At 62.0% G+C, this 20,940-nt stretch carries 21 protein-coding genes and 3 pseudogenes; 9 read left to right on the forward strand and 15 right to left on the reverse strand.

What is annotated here, in order from left to right; genetic code table 11:
• Nucleotides 1-40 precede the first annotated feature (40 nt).
• Nucleotides 41-1,153, reverse strand: coding sequence for a lactonase family protein (locus GSQ92_RS26260; RefSeq protein ID WP_158803477.1), 1,113 nt, complete (start codon nt 1,151-1,153; stop codon nt 41-43).
• A gap of 217 nt (nt 1,154-1,370) precedes the next feature.
• Nucleotides 1,371-1,966 (reverse strand): annotated as a pseudogene (locus GSQ92_RS31220) (SDR family oxidoreductase).
• On the opposite strand from GSQ92_RS31220, the gene GSQ92_RS31225 reads away from it, so the two are divergent.
• Nucleotides 1,932-2,120 (forward strand): hypothetical protein, encoded by a 189-nt coding sequence (locus tag GSQ92_RS31225; RefSeq protein WP_254066706.1) that lies wholly within the window; start codon nt 1,932-1,934, stop codon nt 2,118-2,120. The pseudogene GSQ92_RS31220 and the gene GSQ92_RS31225 sit on opposite strands and share 35 nt — an antisense overlap.
• Here the strand turns inward: GSQ92_RS31225 and GSQ92_RS31955 are convergent.
• The gene (locus GSQ92_RS31955; RefSeq protein WP_159014547.1) at nt 2,059-2,340 is read right to left on the reverse strand and encodes a sugar-binding domain-containing protein; all 282 of its coding nucleotides are present in this window, start codon (nt 2,338-2,340) and stop codon (nt 2,059-2,061) included. The genes GSQ92_RS31225 and GSQ92_RS31955 overlap by 62 nt on opposite strands.
• Nucleotides 2,294-2,431, reverse strand: a pseudogene (locus GSQ92_RS31960) (hypothetical protein); the annotation flags it as partial. The gene GSQ92_RS31955 and the pseudogene GSQ92_RS31960, both read right to left, overlap by 47 nt.
• A 136-nt stretch (nt 2,432-2,567) precedes the next feature.
• On the opposite strand from GSQ92_RS31960, the gene GSQ92_RS26280 reads away from it, so the two are divergent.
• Both GSQ92_RS26280 and GSQ92_RS26285 read left to right on the forward strand, forming a co-directional pair.
• Nucleotides 2,568-3,401 carry an oxidoreductase gene (locus tag GSQ92_RS26280; protein ID WP_159014549.1) on the forward strand — a complete coding sequence of 278 codons (834 nt, stop codon included), beginning with the start codon at nt 2,568-2,570 and terminating at the stop codon, nt 3,399-3,401.
• 542 nt (nt 3,402-3,943) lie between these two features.
• Nucleotides 3,944-4,537 (forward strand): isochorismatase family protein, encoded by a 594-nt coding sequence (locus tag GSQ92_RS26285; RefSeq protein ID WP_159014550.1) that lies wholly within the window; start codon nt 3,944-3,946, stop codon nt 4,535-4,537.
• Here GSQ92_RS26285 and GSQ92_RS26290 read toward each other — a convergent pair.
• Both GSQ92_RS26290 and GSQ92_RS26295 read right to left on the reverse strand, forming a co-directional pair.
• On the reverse strand, nt 4,534-4,914 hold the full coding sequence (locus tag GSQ92_RS26290) for an EipB family protein (RefSeq protein WP_158803474.1): 381 nt from the start codon (nt 4,912-4,914) through the stop codon (nt 4,534-4,536). The genes GSQ92_RS26285 and GSQ92_RS26290 overlap by 4 nt on opposite strands.
• A gap of 52 nt (nt 4,915-4,966) precedes the next feature.
• Nucleotides 4,967-5,161 carry a hypothetical protein gene (locus GSQ92_RS26295; RefSeq protein ID WP_158803473.1) on the reverse strand — a complete coding sequence of 65 codons (195 nt, stop codon included), beginning with the start codon at nt 5,159-5,161 and terminating at the stop codon, nt 4,967-4,969.
• Nucleotides 5,162-5,645: 484 nt separating this feature from the next.
• Between GSQ92_RS26295 and GSQ92_RS26300 the strand changes: the two genes are divergently transcribed.
• From GSQ92_RS26300 to GSQ92_RS26320, 5 genes are read left to right on the forward strand one after another with little or no spacing between them, the layout of a single operon-like run.
• On the forward strand, nt 5,646-6,632 hold the full coding sequence (locus GSQ92_RS26300) for an ABC transporter permease (protein ID WP_158803472.1): 987 nt from the start codon (nt 5,646-5,648) through the stop codon (nt 6,630-6,632).
• A 31-nt stretch (nt 6,633-6,663) separates the two neighbouring features.
• Nucleotides 6,664-7,665 (forward strand): sugar ABC transporter substrate-binding protein, encoded by a 1,002-nt coding sequence (locus tag GSQ92_RS26305; RefSeq protein WP_158803471.1) that lies wholly within the window; start codon nt 6,664-6,666, stop codon nt 7,663-7,665.
• 34 nt (nt 7,666-7,699) lie between these two features.
• Entirely contained in the window at nt 7,700-9,823 is a 2,124-nt protein-coding gene (locus tag GSQ92_RS26310; RefSeq protein WP_159014551.1) for an ABC transporter permease subunit, read from the forward strand.
• A complete protein-coding gene (locus GSQ92_RS26315; RefSeq protein ID WP_159014552.1) occupies nt 9,820-10,851 on the forward strand; it encodes a hypothetical protein in 1,032 nt (343 codons plus the stop codon). Before GSQ92_RS26310 ends, GSQ92_RS26315 begins: the two co-directional genes overlap by 4 nt.
• Nucleotides 10,848-12,347 carry a sugar ABC transporter ATP-binding protein gene (locus GSQ92_RS26320; RefSeq protein WP_159014553.1) on the forward strand — a complete coding sequence of 500 codons (1,500 nt, stop codon included), beginning with the start codon at nt 10,848-10,850 and terminating at the stop codon, nt 12,345-12,347. Before GSQ92_RS26315 ends, GSQ92_RS26320 begins: the two co-directional genes overlap by 4 nt.
• Nucleotides 12,348-12,553: 206 nt before the next feature.
• Here the strand turns inward: GSQ92_RS26320 and tcyN are convergent, their stop codons facing one another.
• The 9 genes and pseudogenes from tcyN to GSQ92_RS31230 form a co-directional block, all read right to left on the reverse strand.
• The gene (gene tcyN / locus GSQ92_RS26325; RefSeq protein ID WP_158803467.1) at nt 12,554-13,297 is read right to left on the reverse strand and encodes an L-cystine ABC transporter ATP-binding protein TcyN; all 744 of its coding nucleotides are present in this window, start codon (nt 13,295-13,297) and stop codon (nt 12,554-12,556) included.
• Nucleotides 13,298-13,307: 10 nt separating this feature from the next.
• Nucleotides 13,308-13,982 (reverse strand): cystine ABC transporter permease, encoded by a 675-nt coding sequence (gene tcyL / locus GSQ92_RS26330; RefSeq protein ID WP_158803466.1) that lies wholly within the window; start codon nt 13,980-13,982, stop codon nt 13,308-13,310.
• Nucleotides 13,983-14,012: 30 nt separating this feature from the next.
• Complete coding sequence (tcyJ, locus tag GSQ92_RS26335) at nt 14,013-14,825, reverse strand: cystine ABC transporter substrate-binding protein (RefSeq protein WP_158803465.1); 813 nt, start codon at nt 14,823-14,825, stop codon at nt 14,013-14,015.
• Nucleotides 14,826-14,895: 70 nt separating this feature from the next.
• The gene (locus tag GSQ92_RS26340; protein WP_158803464.1) at nt 14,896-15,099 is read right to left on the reverse strand and encodes a hypothetical protein; all 204 of its coding nucleotides are present in this window, start codon (nt 15,097-15,099) and stop codon (nt 14,896-14,898) included.
• Nucleotides 15,100-15,484: 385 nt separating this feature from the next.
• Nucleotides 15,485-15,841 carry a hypothetical protein gene (locus tag GSQ92_RS30495; protein ID WP_216856981.1) on the reverse strand — a complete coding sequence of 119 codons (357 nt, stop codon included), beginning with the start codon at nt 15,839-15,841 and terminating at the stop codon, nt 15,485-15,487.
• 56 nt (nt 15,842-15,897) lie between these two features.
• Nucleotides 15,898-16,488: a peroxidase-related enzyme gene (locus GSQ92_RS26345; RefSeq protein ID WP_159014554.1), complete on the reverse strand. Its 591-nt coding sequence runs from the start codon at nt 16,486-16,488 to the stop codon at nt 15,898-15,900.
• A gap of 272 nt (nt 16,489-16,760) precedes the next feature.
• Nucleotides 16,761-17,525, reverse strand: coding sequence for a gamma-glutamyl-gamma-aminobutyrate hydrolase family protein (locus tag GSQ92_RS26350; protein WP_159014555.1), 765 nt, complete (start codon nt 17,523-17,525; stop codon nt 16,761-16,763).
• Complete coding sequence (locus tag GSQ92_RS26355) at nt 17,526-18,317, reverse strand: CmcJ/NvfI family oxidoreductase (RefSeq protein WP_216856982.1); 792 nt, start codon at nt 18,315-18,317, stop codon at nt 17,526-17,528.
• 365 nt (nt 18,318-18,682) lie between these two features.
• A pseudogene (locus GSQ92_RS31230) lies at nt 18,683-19,531 on the reverse strand (LysR family transcriptional regulator).
• A 108-nt stretch (nt 19,532-19,639) separates the two neighbouring features.
• Here GSQ92_RS31230 and GSQ92_RS26365 point away from each other — a divergent pair.
• The gene (locus tag GSQ92_RS26365) at nt 19,640-20,476 is read left to right on the forward strand and encodes an oxidoreductase (protein WP_158803460.1); all 837 of its coding nucleotides are present in this window, start codon (nt 19,640-19,642) and stop codon (nt 20,474-20,476) included.
• Nucleotides 20,477-20,940: the final 464 nt, after the last annotated feature.

Raw genomic sequence — 20,940 nt, forward strand, 5'->3', positions numbered from 1 at the left:
CGTTCACAGTCCTCGTCGCTGGCCGACGAACCGCCGTTCACTAGGGCAGCAGCGCGACGGAGACGCACATGGGCGAACTCAGCTCGATGGAAGTTTGATTGTCGGCGAGCGCGCCGGTCGCCTGGTCGATCTGGAGAATCGTGAGGTTGTGGCCTTCCTGATTGGCGACGATGAGGAAGCCGCCCGACGGATCAATGGCGAATGTTCGCGGCGTGCGGCCACCACTTGCGCAAGCACCAATCTGGGTTAGCCGCCCGCTGCCGGGGTCGATGCGAAACGCCATGATGCTGTCATGGCCGCGATTGCTCGCAAAGAGGAAACGTCCATCGGGAGAAAGCACAATCCCGGCCGATGTGCCGCTGGTGTCAGCCCCTTCCGGCAAGGTCGAGACACTCTGCGCGATCTCGTAAGACCTGCCCTCACCGGGTCTAGTCAACAACGTCACGGTTTGAGCCATCTCGTTGAGAACATAGATTCGCGCGCCGTCTTTCGAGCAGACGAGATGGCGTGGTCCGGAACCGGGTGGCATGGCGATGACTTCCACTGGCTCCTCGCTCATGCGGCCGGCCTCGGCATCAAAATTGTAGAAGGCGACCTCGTCGGTTCCGAGATCCGCGGCGACCAGCCGCCCCTCCGGTGTTTCGACCAGACAATGCGCGTGCGATCGCTCCTGCCGCTCGGCATTCGGGCCGGTTCCGGCGCGCACCACGCTGTCGCTCGCTGGCTTGATCGTGCCGGCATCGAGCGGGAGAACCACCAGCGCCTTGCCCGGTCTCGTTGCCGCTGGCTGCATGCTGTAATTCGAGACAAGGAGGTGGCGCCGGCGCCGATCCAGCGAGACGAAGGCCGAGAGATGGCCGAGCGTCGGCTGCTTGTTGATATAGGTCAGCCCACCCGACAGCGGATCAAGCGCGTAGCTGGTTACGATACCCTCATGCCACTCGAAGACTTCGCTCGCCGCGTAGAGGACGTTCTGCTCGGGATCAAACGCGATATAGTTCGGATTGTCCGCGCCCGTTGTCACGCTCAAAGGCTGAAGTGCGCCTTTATCTCCGTCGAAGACGAATACATGGATGCCGTCACCGCGCGCCGGGCCGAAGAAAGGCGTATTTCGGGTCAGCGACCCCACAAAGACAAGCACTCGCCCGCTCACGGTTCCCGTCCCGGCATTGCTGGCGGCCTCCCTCTCGCGCGCTCATCCCCTCCCGTCTACCGCGGCAAGATAGAACGGCCACACCTCTCGCGAAATCGCGCTGGTTATCAGTGATCTCACGCTAAGGATGGGCCGGAATGCTGTCAACATAGCGTGGCCCGGAGGCGACAAGCTCAAGACATTCAATGAAATTCTGCAACAATCTCTCAGGACATGATCAACCCCCATCGACGTTGATCGTTTGGCCCGTGATATAAGCGGAGTCCGGTCCGGCCAGAAACGCAACAAGCCCAGCGACGTCTTCGCCCCTCCGGCTCGTCCCATCGGAACATTCTTCACCCATTCCGCCATCAGCTCGCCCGGCCCGTAGTTTGCCAGCAGCTTGCCCCAGGCTCGGTCGTTATAGGCCCACATATCAGTCTCGATGATCCCCGGACAAAAGGCGTTGACCGTGATGCCCTTTTTCGCGACTTCCCTAGTGAGGCTTTGCGTGATGCCGATGACACCGAACTTGCTGGCGGCATAGTGCGGTGTGAATATGAAGCCCTGCCGCGCCTGATCCGATGCCGTATTGATCAGGCGGCCGCCGTCGCCGTGCTTGCGAATGCGCGCGATTGCCACCTGACCGCAAAGGAACACCCCTTGGTGCTCACCGCCTTGACCTTGTCCCAATCCTCCTCGGGTAGATCGTCCTATCCGAGCGATCGTGATGACGCGCGCGTTCTGGACGGACATATCAACGCGACCGGAGTCCCTTTCGGCAAGATCGAAGATCTCCGTGACATCCGCGATATCCGTGACATCAGCGACGATGGACGATGCCTGCCCGCCCGCGCGCGCCGCGAATGGTTTCCGCGACTGCCTCGACGGAAGGTTCATTCGCGGCGACAACCACGGCCGCGCCATCACGCGCGAGCCAAAAGGTGATCGCCGCGTCTATTCCGATGAGGTTTATTGTCTTGGGTAGCGTCGAGCCGGGCAGCCGTGAATTGATCTGTCACCAAAACATTAATGAGCTTCCCGCGCATCGCGCCGAGCAACCCCGCAACCTTCCGTTGACCCCCGGCCACAGCGACCACGCCTTTCGCCTGGCGACAGCCTGTCGGTCTCGGCACCCCAGGCGGCGCGGTCTCGCGGATACCCGAAAAGCGCGAGCAGGTCATGGTCCCACGCGCCGCTCGCCACATCTAGGAGCTGAGTGCGGGACGCATTGCCAATTTCGCTGACCGGATCGTCTGTGGAGAAGCGGCTCAGCAACCATGAGTCGATTTGTGCCGATAACCGCGCTGCCCGCCTCTATCCGCAGGCGCCTGAGGACCCGCGTGTCATTGTCGCATCAACAGTGAGGGGCATATGATGGCTATCCTGCGCTGCCGCGTCCCACCGGCACCGTCCGGGAATTAAGGAGATACAGATGACGAAGACTTGGCTCATTACCGGTTGCTCCGGCGGATTTGGAAAACTCCTGGCGCACGCGGCGCTGGCACGCGGTGACAATGTTGTGGTCAGCGCTCGCGACCCCGGCACGCTTTCGAAATTTGTGGCCCAATATCCGAAGACGGCGCGCGCCGTCGCATTGGATGTCGCCAAAGCAGGCGATGCGGCGAAGGCCGTTGCCTTGGCGCAAGACGCGTTCGGGCAGCTCGACATACTCGTGAATAACGCGGGATATGGCTTCATCGGCGCGGTAGAGGAAGCCACGCCCGACGAATATCGCCCGATGTACGAGACCAATGTTTTCGGCCTGATCGAGACGACGCGGGCGGCGCTCCCTGCTCTTCGGAAGAGCCGCGGCGGCCGGATCGTCAATTTGTCTTCGGGAGCTGGCCTCCTCGGCGCGCCTGGTTATGGCTATTACAATGGTACCAAATTCGCGGTTGAGGGCCTTTCTGAGGCTTTGGCCGGAGAGGTTGCCCCTTTCGGGATCGCCGTCATCATTGTCGAACCCGGCCCGTTCCGGACGGAGTTCCTCGGACGATCGATGTCAGTCGCCAAGCACGAGATTGCTGCTTACAGCGAAACCGCGGGTAAAGTTCGCGCCTCTCGACCGGGCAACGATGGCAAGCAGGTCGGAGACCCCGACAAGGCGATCAAGGTGATCCTCCATGCCATCGACGCTAAGGATCCGCCGCTTCACCTGCCGTTGGGCCCCCGCGCCTATCATTTAGCCCGGACCAAGATCGCGAACCTGACGAAGGACATGGAAGCCTGGGAAACCGAGGCCATCGCGACCGACTTTGACGCCTGACGGCATTGTCGTAGAACAGGACGGTGAGATCCTCCTGCCGACATGCGGTGTCGGCAGTGAGTTTCTTGTGCGAACCCCAACCCCACACTGCGTTTGGCACGCAGATGATCCAGAGCTTTATCCGGCACGATGAAGATCATGTGCCTCAATGGCTGGGGCGGCAAACTGCAGGACTCTCTGACGTCCTACCTAACATCAGCATCTCCCGATGTTCTGTGCCTTCAAGAAGTCGTCCACACGCCCGAGACGGACAAGGACTGGCTGACCTATCGAGACAAAGACCACGTCCTGCCACGCGAGCGAACTTCTTCCGCCACGTTGCTGCAGCCCTTCCCGATCCTTCACGATACTGGCGAAGATAGGTCTAATGGATTTGTAACGACCTGAGGATTCGCTGGCACGCGCACTTCGCACTACGCGAAGCCGGGAGGATTTGCGGACTACATGCTTGCCAACAAACACGTCGAGGTTTTGGATTTCGCTGTGGTGACGCAGCCGAAAATTTCGGATCGCTGCCCACTGATGTTGAAGGTCTAGGCGTCATGCCGACCCTCAAGATCCGTCCCAACAACGCACTAATTGTAGTCGACATGCAGAACGGCGTCGTTGGAATGCCTATGACCGTGACGCGGTCGTGGCGAACATCGGACGCCCTCGCTGAGATGGGTCGTCGGGAAGACGTTCCCGTTATCTGGGTCCAGCACTCCGGCACGGACCTCGCGAAGGGGAGTGAGAATTGGCGCATCGTTCCCGGACTCGCTCCGCACGACACGGAGTCACCTGTCGAGAAGACTTACGGCGACTCTTTTGAAGACACCGACCTCGAGATCGTCCTGTCAAGTCTCGAAAGCGGGCGACTTGTTGTCGTCGGCGCCCAGACCGATGCATGTATCCTCTCGACGCTCCATGGTGCATTCGTCCGCGGGTGCGACGTCACGCTCATCCGTGACGCCCGCAAGATCGAGGACCGCGCGGCATGGGGCGCTTCCTCGCCGAAGCAAGTCATCGCGCATACGAACCTGTATTGGAGCGGCCAGGCAGCGCCTGGGCGGAAGGCCGCGACTGCTCACACCGAGGGCTTAGTTTTCGCTAACGAGCCTGCTAGCAACGACGCGGCAGCACCTCAATCTGGCTAAGCGCAGCCTTTAGCGTGAAGTTGCCGCACGATCTTGTCGCCATCCGTCTGCGCGATGTGAAAACGGAACTCGTGCCCATCCTTCGATTCCCAGGTCGAGTAGTCCGATACCGCACGGGTTTCGGCACCGTCGCGGTCTGGCGTTGTCACATCCATCCGCTGCTGGACCGCCCAGCCGACGCAGCCGTCAATGACCTCATATTCCATCGCACCGGAGGCACTGGTCGTTCCGCTATTTTCCACGTTACCTAGGATCATAAGGTACAAGGCGCGATGCGCGGCAAGCGGCACGGCTGTTCCAGCTTCGTATCCCGGGGACGTACTCGCGACCAGGAAGGTCGCTGCGAGCAAACAGAGATTGGCAAGCAGTTTGCCCATGTTGCCCTACGAGAACCCAACGCATTCGCTTGGCAAGCGCGTTGCGGCCCCTTTATCTCATTCGGTTTTGGGCAGCCTGGTCCAGAGCGCGAGCGAGAATGCCGACCAGTTCGGCAGCCTTCGGAGCTGTAAAAGCAATGTCGATGAGGTTTAGACCGGCCTGTAGCGTCAGCACGACAAGCGCACCGTCCGTGGTAGAAACACCACGAACAATATCGTCGATCGCAAGAATTGCTTCTTCGCTCATAGAGCTCATCCTGAGACGATGGGCGGCCACTCAGACTATACGCAGAAATTGAGCGCGATGGCTTTCCTCTTTGCGCCGCTGTTACACACTGCAACAATTTAGTGAAAACCAAGCATTGGCCGAGGGCGCGTAGGTTCGATCAAACTCCGGTTCGCTGGCAGAGGAACGATCGGCGGCTGAGGTTCTATTGTCCCGGTCCTTTACGAGATGCTTGCGCCTTGCTTGGCCGCTTGGCGTGAGAGCTCCCAGTATCGTTCCCCTGTTCTGCTCCACGGCCGCGGCATTTGGCCATTGGCAAAGCGTCGGCTGAAAGCGTGGTACCGGCGCTGCCCCGCGCCATCTTGCATTCGCCGTCTCGCAGTTGCGTAGAGCGTTCTGCCTTGCCTGATCGTTGATTTACTCCTATCACACACAAGACTTGTGTGAAGTGCCTGGAGAGACGACCGATGATGCCCGACTCACTAGAGATCGCAGCCAGCTAGCCATGACCGGCTGGTTTCTTTTGCTTGGCCGCCGGCGTCAGGAAGACACTGTTTTTCTGCTCACCATCCTTCTATTCCTGACCTTCTCCTTCGTTCTGCACGGCTTCCTGACAACCGGAAACATTATCGCACTGCTGCGCAGCGTGGCGTTGCTCGGCATCCTCGCCGTAGGCATGGGCATCGTCGTGATCGGTCGGGGGATCGATCTGTCGCTGGTCGCAATCCTGGCGATATCGGTGGCGGTCTTTCTCAACCTGCTCGGCCAATCCTACCCGATCGGCATCGCGCTCCTGCTTGCTCTGGTGGGCGTCATCGCCGTGGGGGCGCTCAATGGCGTCCTCACCGCCTATGCCGAAATGCCCGCGATCTTCGCGACACTCGCAACCGGCACCTTTGTCTATGGCCTTGGACGGTCCCAGTTCCTGACCCAGGATGTGATCTACCTGCCGCCCGGCCACGACCTGTTCACGGCCTTTGGCAATGCGCGCCTGGCCTCCATACCCGTTGAGGTGGTGGTCTTCGCGTTCATCTTGGTCGGGGCCTTCCTGTGGCTGCGCTTCAGCAAATACGGTCGCTATATTTATTTGATCGGCGACAACCTGAACGCGGCGCGCAATGCGGGCCTGCCGGTCCGGCCGGTGATCGTGCTCCAATATGTCGTGTCGGCACTGCTCGCCTTCGTCGCCGGGCTTATTATGGCGGCGGGCATCCACTCGATGAATACCCGCATCGTCAATTCCTCGCTGCTGTATGACGTCATTCTCGTGGTGGTCATCGGCGGCATCGGCCTTTCGGGCGGCAAGGGTGGTGTGCGCAACCTCATCGTGGGTACGCTGCTCATCGGCATCCTGCTCAACGGCATGACGATCCTGGATATCAGCGACCTCTACCAGAACCTCATCAAAGCCACTGTCCTGCTTGCGGCCCTCATCGTTGACGGCGTGTTGAACCCGCGCGACGAACAAACCGACCAGCAAGGCGACATCTGATCCTCACGACGACAAAAGGGAAAACAAGAAAATGCCTGCCTCCAAGACCGCCCTCGCGCTCGCCACGGCTGGCTTCCTCGCCGCCGCCCCCGCCTTCGCCCGCAACGATCCCGGTCCCGCCACCTATGACGCGGCGCTCAAAGATAAGACGGTCGTGCTGGTGCCCATGTCCACTGGCGAGGATCTTGCCCAAGGCTGGGCCCATTACGTCGGTGATGCGGTCAAGGCTGCCGGCGGCAAGTTCGAGGTGCGGGACCCCAACTGGAACACTGAGGCCGGTGCCCAGGCGATCACCGAGGCCATCAACAGCAAGCCCGCCGTCATCATCGTGCAGGCGCCAGATCTACAGAGCTATTCTAAGCTTTTCCGCCGGGCGCAGGAAGCCGGCATCTATGTGATCCAGGTCGATAACCCGACCAATTATCCGACCGAAGCCTTCGTCGGCAGCAACTGGACCAAGCTCGGTGAGCTTGAGGCGCAGGCCGTCATCAACGGCTGCGGCCCGAACTCGTCCAAGGAAATCGGTCTGATCCAGGGCGACCAGACCAATTCCTCCAGCCTCGACCAATATACCGGCATCCAGAACGTTCTGAAGGACCACCCGGACTTTAAGATCGTCGCGCAGCCGGACTCGAACTGGGATGCGAGCACCGCACGTTCAGTCGCGACGACGCTGATCCAGCAGCATCCGAATGTCTGCGGCATCATCGACTATTGGGATGCGACGGCCCAGGGCACCGCCGCCGCCATCCGCGCCGCGGGCAAGACAGGCAAGATCACCCTCGCCACCACAGGCGGTGGCGAGCAGGCGGATTGCAACCTGCTCGATACCGGTGTGATCGATGCCCTCGTCGCGACGGACGTGCCGAACCAGTCCCGCGATGTCATCACCACGATCAAGTTCCTGATGCAGAGCGGCATCAAGCCCGGCACGGTCAAGACCTGGCTCTATACGCCGGAGCACATCACCACCAAGGCCGACATCAAGAACGGCACCTGCTGGAACCTGAAGGATTTCGCGAAGAGCAAGTGAGCAGGCGGCTCGCCTCACCTGGGCTTTCTCGCACGTGAAACTCTCCGAAAGTCTCGCCCGGCTGCGCTACGGCCTCTTCCCCGATCACTTGGTCGGGGAAGTGCTGTCCAAGCGCTGGACCGACAACGCGATTCCCTTGGTGTTTCTGCTGGCGACCGTGATCGGCGTCGGCACCGCCATCCCGGACTTCTTCTCGCTGGCGAGCCTGGCCGACGCCTCCCGGCAACTGGGCGAATTCGCGATCGTCGTGATGGGCCTGACGATTGTCATGCTCGGCGGGGGGATCGACCTCAGCGTCGGCGCCACCTTCGCCTTGTCGGCCTTCGCCTCGGTCGCCGTCATCTACATCATGGGCGGTCCGATCTGGCTGGCGCTGCTGGCCGCCCTGGCGACCGGCGCGATCGTCGGCGCGGCCAATGGCGTTCTGATCGGCTACCTGCGGCTGCGCGCCTTTCTCACCACCCTCGTCACCTTCACGATCCTGCACGCGATCTACAGCATCCTCGTCGTCAACTTCTCGGCCCAGGTGCAGCTTGCGGATGTCCAGACGCCAATCTGGGACTTCATCGGAGACGGGGGCGCGGCGGGTTTCCCCATCAGCCTGATCGTGGCCGTGCTGGTCGCGATCCTTGCCCATGTCTTCATCAGCCGCTCCCGCCCCGGCTGGCATGTTTTGGCGGTCGGAGGCTCCCGGCGCTCCGCCTTTAATGCAGGCATCTCCGTGCGGCGCACGGTGTTCATGACCTACATGATCTCCGGCCTGTGCAGCGGTCTGGCCGGCTTTCTGATCGGCGCACGGCTATCGGGCGTTGGCCCCGGCACGGGCGCCGGGCTCGAAATCCTGGCGCTGACGGCGGGCGTCGTCGGTGGCAACAGCCTGGGTGGCGGGCGAGGCTCCATCGCCAAGGGGCTGATGGGTGCGGTCATCGTCCTGATCCTGACCAACGGTCTTATCCGCCTCGGCTTTACCAGTGGTACCAACCAGATGGTGCTCGGCGTGGTTCTGGCCCTGGCCGTGTTCCTCGATGTGCGCTGGCTGAAGAACCGCTCGAAGGTCCTGGCGAAGGTCTATGTCGCCCCGGTCTATTCCGCTTTGCCCTCCACCCCCTCGGCCGAGCCCGATTCAGGCTCGCCCTTCGCGCTGAATGACCGGCTGGCGGAGACCGAGTTCATCGGTTTGGGAGAGATCGAGGGTCCGGAAGACGTCATCCTCGACGAGGACGACAACCTCTATTGCGGCACCCGAAATGGCGAGGTGGTCCGCTTCCTCGCGCCGGATTACAAGCAGTGGGAGGTCTTCGCCCATACCGGCGGTTTCCCGCTCGGTCTTGCCTTCGACCGGGCCGGAGCACTGACGGTCTGCGTCGGCGCCATGGGCCTCTATTCCGTCGCGCGCGACCGGACGGTGACGCGGCTTTCGGCCGAGACCAATCGCACGCCATTCTCCATCCTGGATGATGCGCGGCTGCGCGACCCGAACGACTGCGACATTGCGCCCGACGGCCGCATCTTCTTCACCGATTCCACCACGCGCTACGACGCCCATGATTGGGCCTTGGACAGTGTGGAGAGCCGGCCCACCGGCCGCCTGCTGGTATATGACCCCCGCAACGGCCGCACCCGCACTGTCCTGCGCGGCATGAGCTATCTCAACGGCGTCTGCATGGCGCATGACGGGCAAAGCCTGTTCCTGGCCGAATCCTGGGCCTGCCGCGTCCATCGCTATTGGTTCGACGGGCCCAAAGCCGGGCGCCTGGATTGCGTCATCGCCGCGATGCCCGGCTATCCCGACAATATCAACCGGGCCTCCGATGGCGGCTACTGGATGGCCTGGCTGGGCATGCGCACGCCCTCCTACGATCTGGCGCTCCGCAAGCCCGGGATGCGCAAGCGAATGACGCGTCGGCTGCCGCAGGATGATTGGCTGTTCCCCAATATCAATACCGGCGGCGTGGTGAAGTTCGACGAGAACGGTGCCATCACCGAGGTGCTGGGCAATCTCGGCGGGCACAGCCACCCGATGGTGACATCGATGCGCGAGCATAAAGGCGCGCTCTATGTCGGCGGTATCCTCAACAACCGCATCGGCCGCTACAGGCTGGAGGGCGCCGATCCGAGCTGGACCGGAATGCGATCCTATTGGGGCGAAGGTCGATGAGCCTGCTCGACATTCTGCGCGGCCGGGCCATCACCATTCCACCGCTCGACGGCGCCTTCCGGCCAAACACTCTCCTGGAAGACGCGGAAGCAATCGCGCGGTTGACCGCGCCCGACGACCTCATCGTGGTGGATGGACGCGTGTTCTGCTCCAGCGGCGATACGGTAGTGGCGCTCGGCGAGACGCAGCCTGTGGCGCGTTTCGACGTTCGAGTGGCTTGCCTCGCCGCTCGCCCCGGCGGCGGCTTTGCAGCGGGGCTGGAGGATGGCCGTATCATCCTGTGGCAGGCGGGCAGCGGACCAGAGATCGCGCGACCCGCTGGCCTGGACTGCCCAACGGCGCTTTTGTTTCTCGACCGAGATCGCCTGGCGGTGGCGCAGGGCGCGCGTGGACTGAAGCCGTCCGATTGGGTGCGCTCCATCATGGGGCATGACCGCAGCGGCGCGGTCTGGCTGCTGGATGCGGCGGGCGGCGCGGCGCGACGGCTGGCCGATGGGCTGGCCTTTCCCTGGGGTCTGGCCGCGAACGTCGACAACCTCATCGTCTCCGAATGCGGCCGCCACCGGCTCCTTTCCGTCCCTCTCTCCGGCGGACCCGCAAAGCCGCTGCTCACGGGTCTGCCCGGCTATCCGGCGCGGCTGACACCGGCCGCGGCAGGTGGCGGCTGGCTGGCCATTGCCGCACCGCGCAACCGGCTGATCGAGTTCGTGCTGCGTGAGGATGACTATCGGCAATCGATGATGGCCGAGCTTGATCCCCGCCACTGGATCGCCCCCGCCCTCGCTTCCGGCCGAAATTTTCTGGAGCCGCTGCAATGCGGCGGCGTGCGCTCCATGGGTGTGCACAAGCCCTGGGCGCCGACGCGCTCCTACGGTCTCGTGGTACGGCTCGATCCACGGTGGCAGCCGACTTCCTCCGCCCATAGCCGCGCCGGAGGCCAGCGCCACGGCGTGACCGGCCTCGTCGAACATGACGGCCGTTTGCTTGTGGCATCCCAGGGCGGCGATGTGGTGGTGGTTTTGCCATGAGCGCTCTCATCGAGATGCGAAAGATCGCCAAGAGCTATCGCGGCGCGGTGGCCCTGAAGGATGTCGATTTCACACTAGAGGAGGGCGAGATCCATGCCCTCGTCGGCGAGAACGGCGCCGGCAAATCGACGCTGACGAAGATCATGGCCGGCGCGGTCGAAGCCGATGGTGGCACCATGCTCTTCGCGGGCGAGCCGGTCGCTTTCCGCGCGCCAGCCGAGGCTCTGGCGGCCGGCATCGCGATGGTGTTCCAGGAAACCAGCCTGGTCCCGTCCATGACGGTGGCGCAGAACCTCTATCTCGGCGACGAGCCCTTCCTCACCCGGCTGCGCGGCGTGCAGGTGGCGGCGCAACAATTCCTCCAATCCCTGAATTTCACGGTCGATCCCGGAGCGCTAGTCTCCACCCTCGGCGCCGCCAAACGGCAGATGGTGGAGATCGCGCGGGCTGTGCGCCTACGAGCCCGCGTCATCATCTTCGATGAACCGACCGCAACCCTAACCCCAGAGGAAAAGCGCTACTTCTTCGCCCTGCTGCGCCGGCTGAAAGCGCGAGGCGTATCGATCGTCTTCATCAGCCACGCCTTGGAGGAAGCGCTGCGGATTTCGGACCGCATTACCATCCTGCGGGACGGCGGTTTGGTCACGACAGGGGAGACGCCGAGCTTCACGCGCGACAGCATCATCGCCGCCATGGTGGGCCGGGTGCTGTCCGGGGAACTCTACCGCAAGCGGGATGATATCGCGGGCCTTCGCCGAGCCGGCGACAAGGCGCTGAGCGTGCAAGACGTGTCGATGGGCAATATCGTCCGCAACAACGCGTTTTCTGTCTTCTACGCTCAGGTAACAGGCATTTTCGGCCTCATCGGCTCCGGCCGCACCGAGACAGCAAAGATCATCGCCGGCATCTACAAGCGAGATTTCGTACGCGGCGGCGAGATCGAGCGTGACGGCCAGCCGATCCGGTACCGCGTTCCTCGCCAGGCAATGCAGGACGGGATTGTCTACGTGACCGAGGACCGCAAACTGGAAGGGTTCTTTGAAACCAAGTCCATCGCCGAGAATCTCTATTCGGGCTATCTCGCGGCTGGTCTCAACCGGTCGGTCGTGGTCAGCATGCGGGAGATGGCGCGACTTGCGGAAACCTGGCGCAAGACACTCAACATTCGGGCGCTCGAGAGCAATGAGCGGGTAGTGGAATTGTCGGGCGGCAATCAGCAGAAGGTGGTGATCGGCAAAAGCCTGGTGCAGAAGCCACGCATCATCATCTTCGATGAACCGACACGCGGCGTGGACGTGGGCGCCATCGCCGAGATCCACGCCCTGATCGGCGGCCTCGCCGACGAGGGTCTGGCTGTGATCGTCATTTCCTCGTACCTACCGGAGATCATGAACCTCTCTGACCGCATCCTGGTCTTCCGCCAGGGGCGGTGTGTCGAGGAGTTCTCACCGGCGGAGGTTGACGAGGAACGCATCATGTATGCGGCGGTGCATTAGTCGAATGATGATCTAATTCTGAACCGCGCCCTTAGCGTCCGTCATGGCACGCGAAGGCGTGCCATCCACGTCTTGCCTTCGTTACGCAAGCAAGACGCGGATGCCCGGCCTTCGCCGAGCATGACGTGGTGGCGTGAGAATGGTTCAAACCAAGGACATCCTGCTCTGGACAGATTGGATGACCACCTAAGGTCGAAGCAAAATCCCTACGAAAGAAATTTCCTCAAAAAGCGCCGCGTTCGCTCCTCCCGCGGGGCAGCAAACAATGCCGCGGATGGCCCCTGTTCCACGATAACACCGCCATCGATGAAGATCGTGCGATCCGCCACGTCGCGCGCAAAGCCCATCTCGTGTGTCACGATCACCATGGTACGCTGTTCGCGCGCCAGATCACGAATGACCGCCAAGACTTCTCCCACCAGTTCGGGGTCGAGCGCCGAGGTCGGTTCGTCGAAGAGGATGACCTCCGGCTCCATCGCCAGCGCCCGGGCGATCGCAACGCGCTGCTGCTGGCCACCCGACAGGCGCTGCGGATAGACATCCTCCCGCCCCGCCAGCCCGACGCGCGCGAGCAAGGCGAGACCCCTCGCCCGTGCCTGGTCTCGCCGCTCCCGCTTCACCACCACGGGACCCTCGATGACATTCTCCAGCGCGGTCATGTGCGGAAAGAGATTGAAGTTTTGAAACACGAAGGCCGCACGAAGGCGAAGCTGTCGGATCCTGGCTTTTTGCCGAGGCGCCTGGATACCCGCATCGATTTCGGTCGCACCAATGCGGATGGTGCCCGCACTGGGCACCTCCAGCCAGTTGAGGCAGCGCAGCAATGTGGTCTTGCCGGAGCCCGAGGGGCCGATGATCGCAACCACCTCTCCGCGCGACACCGACAGATCGATGCCGCGCAGCACATCGATCCCGCTGAATCGCTTGGCGAGTCCGTGCACTTCGATCATTGCCGCGGCCTCAGGCACGCAGCACCGCCACATGGCGGTTCACTCGCGCCTCCAGCACATGCTGACCAATAGCAAGGAAGCTCGACAGCACCCAGTAAATCACCGCCGCCGCGATATACATCGCAAATATTTCGAAGGTGCGCGCTGTGATAAGCTGCGCCTCCCGGAACAGTTCCGGCACCTGAATGGTCGCGGCAAGCGACGTGTCCTTCACAAGCGCGATGAAGCTATTGGCGAGAGGTGGAAGCGCGGTTCGCGCCGCTTGCGGCATGATGACGCGACGCATGGCCTGGGTCCAGGTCATTCCGATCACCGCCGAAGCCTCCCATTGCCCGCGATCCACCGCGGCAATGGCACCACGCAATATCTCGGAATTGTATCCCGCGACGCTGAGCGTGAAGCCGATCAGCGCCGACGGAATGGGGCCGAGGCGTATGCCAATCTCAGGCAGGCCGTAATATATAATGAACAGTTGCACGAGAAGCGGTGTGCCACGGATGAAGGAGACATAGATCCGTGCCAACAACACCAAGGGACGAATGCCGGAAAGCCGCGCCAAGGCGATCCCGAAACCGAGGATGAGCCCCAGCGCCATGCTGGAAACGCTGAGTCCGATGGTGTAGAGCGCGCCGCGTAGCAGAAACGGCGCCGACTCCCAGACCAGTTGCAGATCGGCGCCGATCATTTCCGTGCGTTCAGCCCGCTCGGTGCCGGTTCACTGGGTGACGTCGATGCCGAACCATTTAACCGAAATCGCCTTCAGCGTTCCGTCCGCGCGCAGCTGGTCAATCGCATTGTCGAGCGCTGCCTTGAACTCGGCGTCCTTGCGCAACGCGATACCGGCGCTCTGCGCCGCGAAAGGCTTGCCCGCGGCCACAAAAGGACCGCCGGACTTCTTGATGAAATCAGCGGCGACCAGACGGTCATTCAGCACGGCATCGATCCGCCCGGCCCGCAGGTCCTGATACTTCGTGGGGTCGTCATCATAGGTACGAATATCGGCGCCCGGCACATTCTGTCGCAGCCACTGCTCATAATTGGTGCCAAGCCCCACGCCCACGCGCACGCCCTTAAGCTTCGCGGGCGCATCGTATTTCGCCTCGTCGCCGCGACGGGTGATGATTTGAATGCCGGAAACCGTATATGGCTCGGAGAAGTCGTAGACCTTCTGACGTTCCGGCGTGATCGTGACCTGATTGATCACGACATCAATACGCCCGGACGCAAGCGCGGCGAGGATACCGTCCCATTTCGTCGGCCGGAAGTCGGTTGTGAGGCCAAGCTGCTTGGCGACCGCCTTAGCAAAATCGACCTCGAATCCGACCAACTGGCCTGACTCATCCTGATAGTTGAAAGGCGGATAGGTACCTTCCAGACCAATGACAAGGGCCCCGCGGCTCTTGATCGCCGCGGGAACTGCCCCTCGTTCTGCGGCACGGGCGTGCGAGGCACCGGCAAGTGTTAGCCCTCCCAGCAAAAGGGACATCAACAGCCGGCGACGGAAAAAGTGAACCGGTAAGCCTTGCATGAGGCATCCTTACTTTTGGCCGCATGATCCACGGCGGATTTTTGTAACCACGCTATGCGCGCGTTGATTGCTATCGTATCAACTGTAGCGCCTTGCAGCAATGGCCGCGCATGTGATCGACCGCCTTTGCCATACGATCCCCGACAAATTGCAAAACGCGGACCACGGCAATCAGCACAGCGACAATCGCGATACCGACGTCCGTCTCGGAACGCTGATAGTGATAGCAGATGGCCAGATCCTCGCGGCCGCCGGCGTCGATCGCGCCCGCCAACCTCCACACTGCTGGCGCGCGCGGCCCCAAGCATATCTTTGGCACACCGGCACAGATCGTCGATCACCTTGAGGAATGGTTCACGCAGGATGCGGCGGATGGCTTCAACGTGATGCCCCCACACCTACCTGGCGGGCTAGCGGAGTTTGTGGAGTTGGTTATTCCGGAGTTGCAGGGCCGCGGTTCCGTACCTAATACGAAGGCACGACCCTGCGCGAAAATCTCGTCCTAAGCCGGCCTGCGAACCGCTTCGCCTCTGCCGCGCTGGCCATCGCGACGGCGGCTGAATAGCCTACTTTGGGTAAGGCATGTCCCGGCTCGGCCTCCGACAGTGGCGCGAGCGGGTCACTGGTGCGCGGAGACGCCCAGTAGCGACAGGATCTCATCACGAAGCTGGATAAAGACCGGGTTGGAGCGATCCCGTGCGCTCTCCGTCGTCACAGGCAGAATCGCAGCGACGCGCCCAGGATGGGGGGCATGACCACAACACGATTTCCTGCTGATCGTCCGTCAGATGATTGTGACGTCGGAAAAAGAGAACCTTGTGGCGCAGGAGGGCTGCGTGAATGCCCTCGATCGTCGCGTCAGGCAGTTCACCTGAAAGGCGCACGCCTTCGATCTCAGCGCCGATGCGCGCGAGAGAGGGCTTGCGGCCAATGGCCAGAGTTCTGGCACGGCAACTGATTGAGACACTGCACGCCTCCTTTCTATCTAACGTTTTCTTTGCGGGCGCGAAGATCACACCAGAGCCACTCGCCTTCGCGTCCACACGATACGGTCAACGATCGACGAAAGTCGTTATTGCGCGTCTTGCGCATCGCGGAAGAAGTACTTCTCGTCTGGTTGAACGCCCAGCGCAATGAAGATGCGGTTGGTGTGATTGAACCAAGCGCTAACCTCGAGCGCTTCAATGATGTCCGCATCATCGAGCCCGGCCGCTCGCAGGTTGTGAAATACGGACTCATCGATCTGTTTGGGCGTCTTCGTCACTTTGACAGCGAACTCTACCAGAGCCCGTTCGCGGGGGGACAAGACCGCAAGATGCAGGTCCAGCGCAATGCGCCGCGCGCGGACCGCATCTCCGAGTGCCTCGCCAAGAGCGATGGTGTGGTGAATCTCGCAAAGGCCGCACCCGTTCGTTGCTGACACGGCGACAGCGATGAGTTCACGTTCATGGAGGGGGAGGCGAGCACCGTTTACGCGGAATAGATCCTCAAAATATGAGGCGAACCGTCTCGCGGTATCGGGATTCAAAGCGAGCGTCCTGACCCAGTTCTCGCCGGCATGCCGTTCGATGAGCGCGCGAATGTTTTCGGGTTCCGCGCCGAGCCTCGGCAGATGCACGCGGGCGATTGCCTCTGCGGCCGGCGCCAGATGGGTATCGGGCATCACTAAACTCCTCACCAATATCTCATTGTCGCCGCTGCGCGATTCGGTTAGGCGACGCGGCGTGTCACACGAGAAGCTTGAGGGGTAGCTCATTCAGCACGAGAGTCAACAGTCAAACAATAAAAACACTGCCAAGAAGAGTGCAACTCAGGACGAAATGGCCTTGTCGGTCCCAATAGGCCTGTAGGCAAATGTGTGCCACCAAGCCGCGTTGCCGAAAGATTGCGAAGCGTCAGACGCCGGCATGATTCAGGAGTTTGCGCGAAGCTTGCCTAACAACCGGCCGCTCTAACGCCGCGATGAGCCGCCACCGCGGAGCCGAAGGATTCGAAAATCCTACGGGACACATCATCCGTGTACATGTCGTATTCCGGATGCCACTGCACACCCACGGCGAAACCGAGAGCGCCGCTGACCCGTGCAGCCTCGATCGTGCCGTCGTTCGCGACGGCCTCGGCAAGCAGGCTTGGCGCCAACCGCTCTATCCCTTGGTTGTGGTGCGAGTTCACCAAGATCTCGCTCGCTCCGGCCAGGCTATGCAGCCAGCCGCCTGGGGTGACCTGCACGCTGTGGGTCTTAGCATTGCGCAGCAGCGCGAGCGATTGCAGCGGCGTCCAGTGATCCATCTTGCCGGCGACGGAGCACAGACTCTGGTGCAGGGTTCCACCCAAAGCAACGTTCAGCTCCTGGAAGCCTCGGCAAATTCCGAGTATCGGAACTGCATGTTGAATCGCCGCACGAATCAGCGGCAGGGTCACACCGTCGCGTTGGGGGTCCTCATGCGTTTCGGTATCATGCGGCTCCGCGCCGTAGTGCCCAGGCCCGATATTCGAGTAGCTACCGGTCAGAATGATGCCGTCGAACAGGCCCAGCAGCCGCTCGACATCACCGCCCGCCCCGTTGGCCGGTATCAATAAAGGGAAGGCCCCAATAATATCAGAGACGGCCTGCACATAAGTATCGGACGCCGCATGGGCCAGTGCCTCAGAAGGCTCGAACTCCTTTCGGCAGCAAGAGATTCCGATGAAAGCTGTCATCTAGTGCTGATGAAAGACGAGTGTTGGAAGCTCGATGCTCTCTCTGCGCGGCGCGGCCTCCGGCACGTTCTCCTCAAGGAACGCGGTATGAGGCGTGAATCGTGCGGCGACGTCCGTCCGCGAGTCCGTGCATTTCAGAAGCAAGACTTCGTCAAGCTGCATCTGAGGAACATAGTACCAGCAATGGTTTGGGCCGAAGCGTACATTGTAAGTCTCGCCGACACGCTTCGGATAAACGAGGTCGGAGGGAACAATGTCGTCCGGGCTGACGGTGGTCGCGTCGCAAATCGCGAGCGGAGCGTCGTATACAGGATGCTTGATCGGCCGCCAGAGGTTGATTATCTGAACCCGGTGTTTCAGAAGTTCTTCGGCCTCGTGGGGCAGAAAGGCGCGCACCCGTTGCGGCGCTGAGTTTGCGGTGTGGTCCACATGCACCCGCGTGGCGGGTTGGCGCGGTCCGTCGGTACAATCGGAGACGCCGGGTTTGTAACGCCGGATCGTATGGTCGAAGATGAAAACGCGGTCAGCGCCGGTGACATCTTTCAGCAGTTGCTCGGCTTCAGCGTAATAGGTTTGGCGCATTTCTTTTTCATCGTCGAAATCTTTCGCGGCGCTCTCATGGTTGATAAGCGCAAGACCCTGGCCGTCGAGCGTGAAGGCCCTGGCATTCGGACGCGCATCATGAACGGCGACGCGGTGCGGTTCGGCGACAATGTTGGATTTCGCGATGCCCGGCGGCGGATCGAAGGCATAGATCCTCGGACGCTCGCGCAGGGGCGCCGTGTAGTTCACCTCGGCCTCGACCGAGGAGTGTTGAACGGTCGCGCTGTCAGTCATCACATGCCTGCCCGGGGCTGCCTCTGGAATAAGGGATGCCGCTTCCCATCATTGCGCATCGTGTTTAGCACTAAGACGCCGGATATCACAACCCGGGTCATAGTGGTGATGTTATAAGCACGCCATCGGATAGTGTGAAGTCGGTGGCCTCGCTCATGCCGGAGAGGCGCCTTTAGGCGGCTTACGCTGGTATTGAGGAGGCCGGACCGTCTCTGCGCGGCGTTCGGCCGGTGCTGACAGGAATCGCCGGGCGCTAGTTCGAGCGCGGCACCCTTATCGTCTTGCGCAGCGTTTCGATGAACGCCCGTAGCTTGGGCGTCTCAGAGGCGTATCGAGGAAAATAAAGGAACAGACAGACCAGGCTCTTCGATGCCGCAGGCCGGCAGGACACATCGCAGCCGGCCCGCCCGCGGGTCGTGCCGGACGAGAGGTTCGAAGATATAGGCAATTCCCACGCCCTGCAGCGCCAGTTCGCGAGCATAGACTGAATCCGTCACGCGCACGCTGCTGCTCACTGAAACCGAAATCTCTCGGCCGCGATCCTGGAGGTCCCAGGCGTAGGCCGCGTCGGAGGCAACTAGCCGGTAGCCGATGCAATTATGTGCGGCGAGGTCCGCGATCTACCCCGGCACGCCGTGAGTCGCCAGATAGGCGGGCGCCGCCACCATGATCGCCTGGAACGACCCTGTTAGGCGAACCGTGACCATGTCCTGCGCGATCATCTCGCCAAGCCGCACCCCCGCATCGAATCCCGCAGCAACGATATCGACGAGGCCTTCATCCAGGGTGACCTCGATCGTCAGATCCGGATAAGGCCCGCTCATCGCCACGATCGCCGGCGTGATTGCCAACGGCAGCGCAAGGCGCGAAGCGTTGAGCCGCAGAACACCCGCAACCCGCCCTTTTGCCGATCGAACGCGCTCGACGCTCTCTTGGATCGTCGCCAGGGCCGGGCCGATCGAGGCGATGAAACCCGCCCCCGCCTCGGTCAGCGCGACGCTACGGGTCGTGCGCACGAAAAGCGGCTGTCGCAGCCTTTCCTCCACTGCCTTGACGGCGTGGCTCACCGCCGAGGGGCTCATGTCGAGCGCCGCCGCCGCTGAGGCAAATCCGCCGCGCTGCGCCACCGCCAAGACGACCGGGAAATGGCTGAGCAGATCGCGATCCATTCATGCAGCATATCGACGTAGCTGTTCGATTTAAACCGGCTGGTAACCGAGCCCGTCCGCCGTAAGATCGCTGTGCACCCCCGCCGGGTCGCGAAGGAGAGACCGCCAATGACCGCCAAGACCTGGTTTATCACCGGCACTTCCTCGGGCTTCGGCCGGGCCTTCGCCGAGCATGCCCTGGCGCAGGGCTACAACGTCGTAGCAACCGCCCGTCAGGTTTCCACCCTTGAGGCGCTCGCCAATTCGGCGCCGGATCGCGTGATGGCTGTCCCGCTCGATGTGACGCGCCCGGATGATGCGGCTGCGGCGATCATCGCGGCCGTCGCACGTTTCGGGCGCATCGATGTGCTCATCAACAATGCGGGTTACGGCGTGGTAGGTGCTTTCGAGGAAACCCCGGACGCCGAATTTCGTGCCCTGATGGAGACTAATTTCTTTGGAGCGATGCACGTGACCCGCGCCGCGCTGCCGACTCTGCGCGCACAGCGCGGCGGCGCCATCGTCAACATCTCCAGTCTGGGTGGGCAATTGTCCTTCGCCGGCTTCAGCGCTTATTCGGCAACGAAGTTCGCCATCGAAGGCGCCAGCGAGGCGCTGGCGCAGGAAGTCGCGCCATTCGGCATAAAGGTGCTGATCGTTGAGCCGGGGCAGTTCCGCACCAGTCTCGCCGGTCAGGCCATGCGGCACATGCCGGTGATGTCAGCGTATGGAGATATCGTCGGCGGCACGCGCTTGTTCGCGCGGGAGATGAACGGCACGCAGAGCGGCGACCCGCGCAAGGCGGCCGCCGCGATTGAGGCCGCGCTCAATGCGCCGGACACGCCGCTGCGGCTGCAACTCGGCGCCGACGCCGTGGCGGCCATTCGTGGCCACAGCGAGGCGCTGCTCAAGGACCTAGCGACCTGGGAAGCACGCACTGGGAACACAGACTTCGGCCCGAGCTAAGGGGGTAGTCAGCTTCCGCAGCAGTGGTCCCTCCGCCGCTGCAATGGAGGGACGCGCTACCGTCGCGGGATGGCTCCTATGCTCGGAGGAGCTCTGCCCGTCGGGCCGGTTTGGGATGAAGGTTACAGCCGTAACCGATTGCGGCTAGAGCGACATCGACCTGAAGCTTGCGACTGGCATCAGTGGGCTTGGTCGAACACGAGAAGGGAGAGGCTGAACATGAACATCTGTCCGTGTCACAGGCAGGCGAAGAGCGACAAAGTTGAGCCGGCCGCGCGAGTGGCGAACTGGGAGGATGAGTTGACCGACGTACTGGCGGCGGCCGAGCTTGCCTTCGAGCGGTTCATGGTTCGCTGTGGAGATCGGATCCTACACTAGGTGAAAGACCTAGTGTCCTGATTCCGAAGTTTCTATCCACATCTCTGCTGGACGTCGACGGTTCTTTGGCAGAAGCGCTGGATTGA

It is taken from the genome of Acidisoma sp. S159 (assembly GCF_009766125.1).
GTDB lineage: Bacteria > Pseudomonadota > Alphaproteobacteria > Acetobacterales > Acetobacteraceae > Acidisoma.

Bases quoted from the DNA above. Each gene is read 5' to 3' on its own strand.
- GSQ92_RS31955 (WP_159014547.1), bottom strand. From the start codon at position 2,340: ATGTGGCGAGCGGCGCGTGGGACCATGACCTGCTCGCGCTTTTCGGGT.
- GSQ92_RS26280 (WP_159014549.1), top strand. From the start codon at position 2,568: ATGACGAAGACTTGGCTCATTACCGGTTGCTCCGGCGGATTTGGAAAA.
- GSQ92_RS26285 (WP_159014550.1), top strand. From the start codon at position 3,944: ATGCCGACCCTCAAGATCCGTCCCAACAACGCACTAATTGTAGTCGAC.
- GSQ92_RS26290 (WP_158803474.1), bottom strand. From the start codon at position 4,914: ATGGGCAAACTGCTTGCCAATCTCTGTTTGCTCGCAGCGACCTTCCTG.
- GSQ92_RS26295 (WP_158803473.1), bottom strand. From the start codon at position 5,161: ATGAGCGAAGAAGCAATTCTTGCGATCGACGATATTGTTCGTGGTGTT.
- GSQ92_RS26300 (WP_158803472.1), top strand. From the start codon at position 5,646: ATGACCGGCTGGTTTCTTTTGCTTGGCCGCCGGCGTCAGGAAGACACT.
- GSQ92_RS26305 (WP_158803471.1), top strand. From the start codon at position 6,664: ATGCCTGCCTCCAAGACCGCCCTCGCGCTCGCCACGGCTGGCTTCCTC.
- GSQ92_RS26315 (WP_159014552.1), top strand. From the start codon at position 9,820: ATGAGCCTGCTCGACATTCTGCGCGGCCGGGCCATCACCATTCCACCG.
- GSQ92_RS26320 (WP_159014553.1), top strand. From the start codon at position 10,848: ATGAGCGCTCTCATCGAGATGCGAAAGATCGCCAAGAGCTATCGCGGC.
- tcyN (WP_158803467.1), bottom strand. From the start codon at position 13,297: ATGATCGAAGTGCACGGACTCGCCAAGCGATTCAGCGGGATCGATGTG.
- tcyL (WP_158803466.1), bottom strand. From the start codon at position 13,982: ATGATCGGCGCCGATCTGCAACTGGTCTGGGAGTCGGCGCCGTTTCTG.
- tcyJ (WP_158803465.1), bottom strand. From the start codon at position 14,825: ATGCAAGGCTTACCGGTTCACTTTTTCCGTCGCCGGCTGTTGATGTCC.
- GSQ92_RS26345 (WP_159014554.1), bottom strand. From the start codon at position 16,488: ATGCCCGATACCCATCTGGCGCCGGCCGCAGAGGCAATCGCCCGCGTG.
- GSQ92_RS26350 (WP_159014555.1), bottom strand. From the start codon at position 17,525: ATGACAGCTTTCATCGGAATCTCTTGCTGCCGAAAGGAGTTCGAGCCT.
- GSQ92_RS26365 (WP_158803460.1), top strand. From the start codon at position 19,640: ATGACCGCCAAGACCTGGTTTATCACCGGCACTTCCTCGGGCTTCGGC.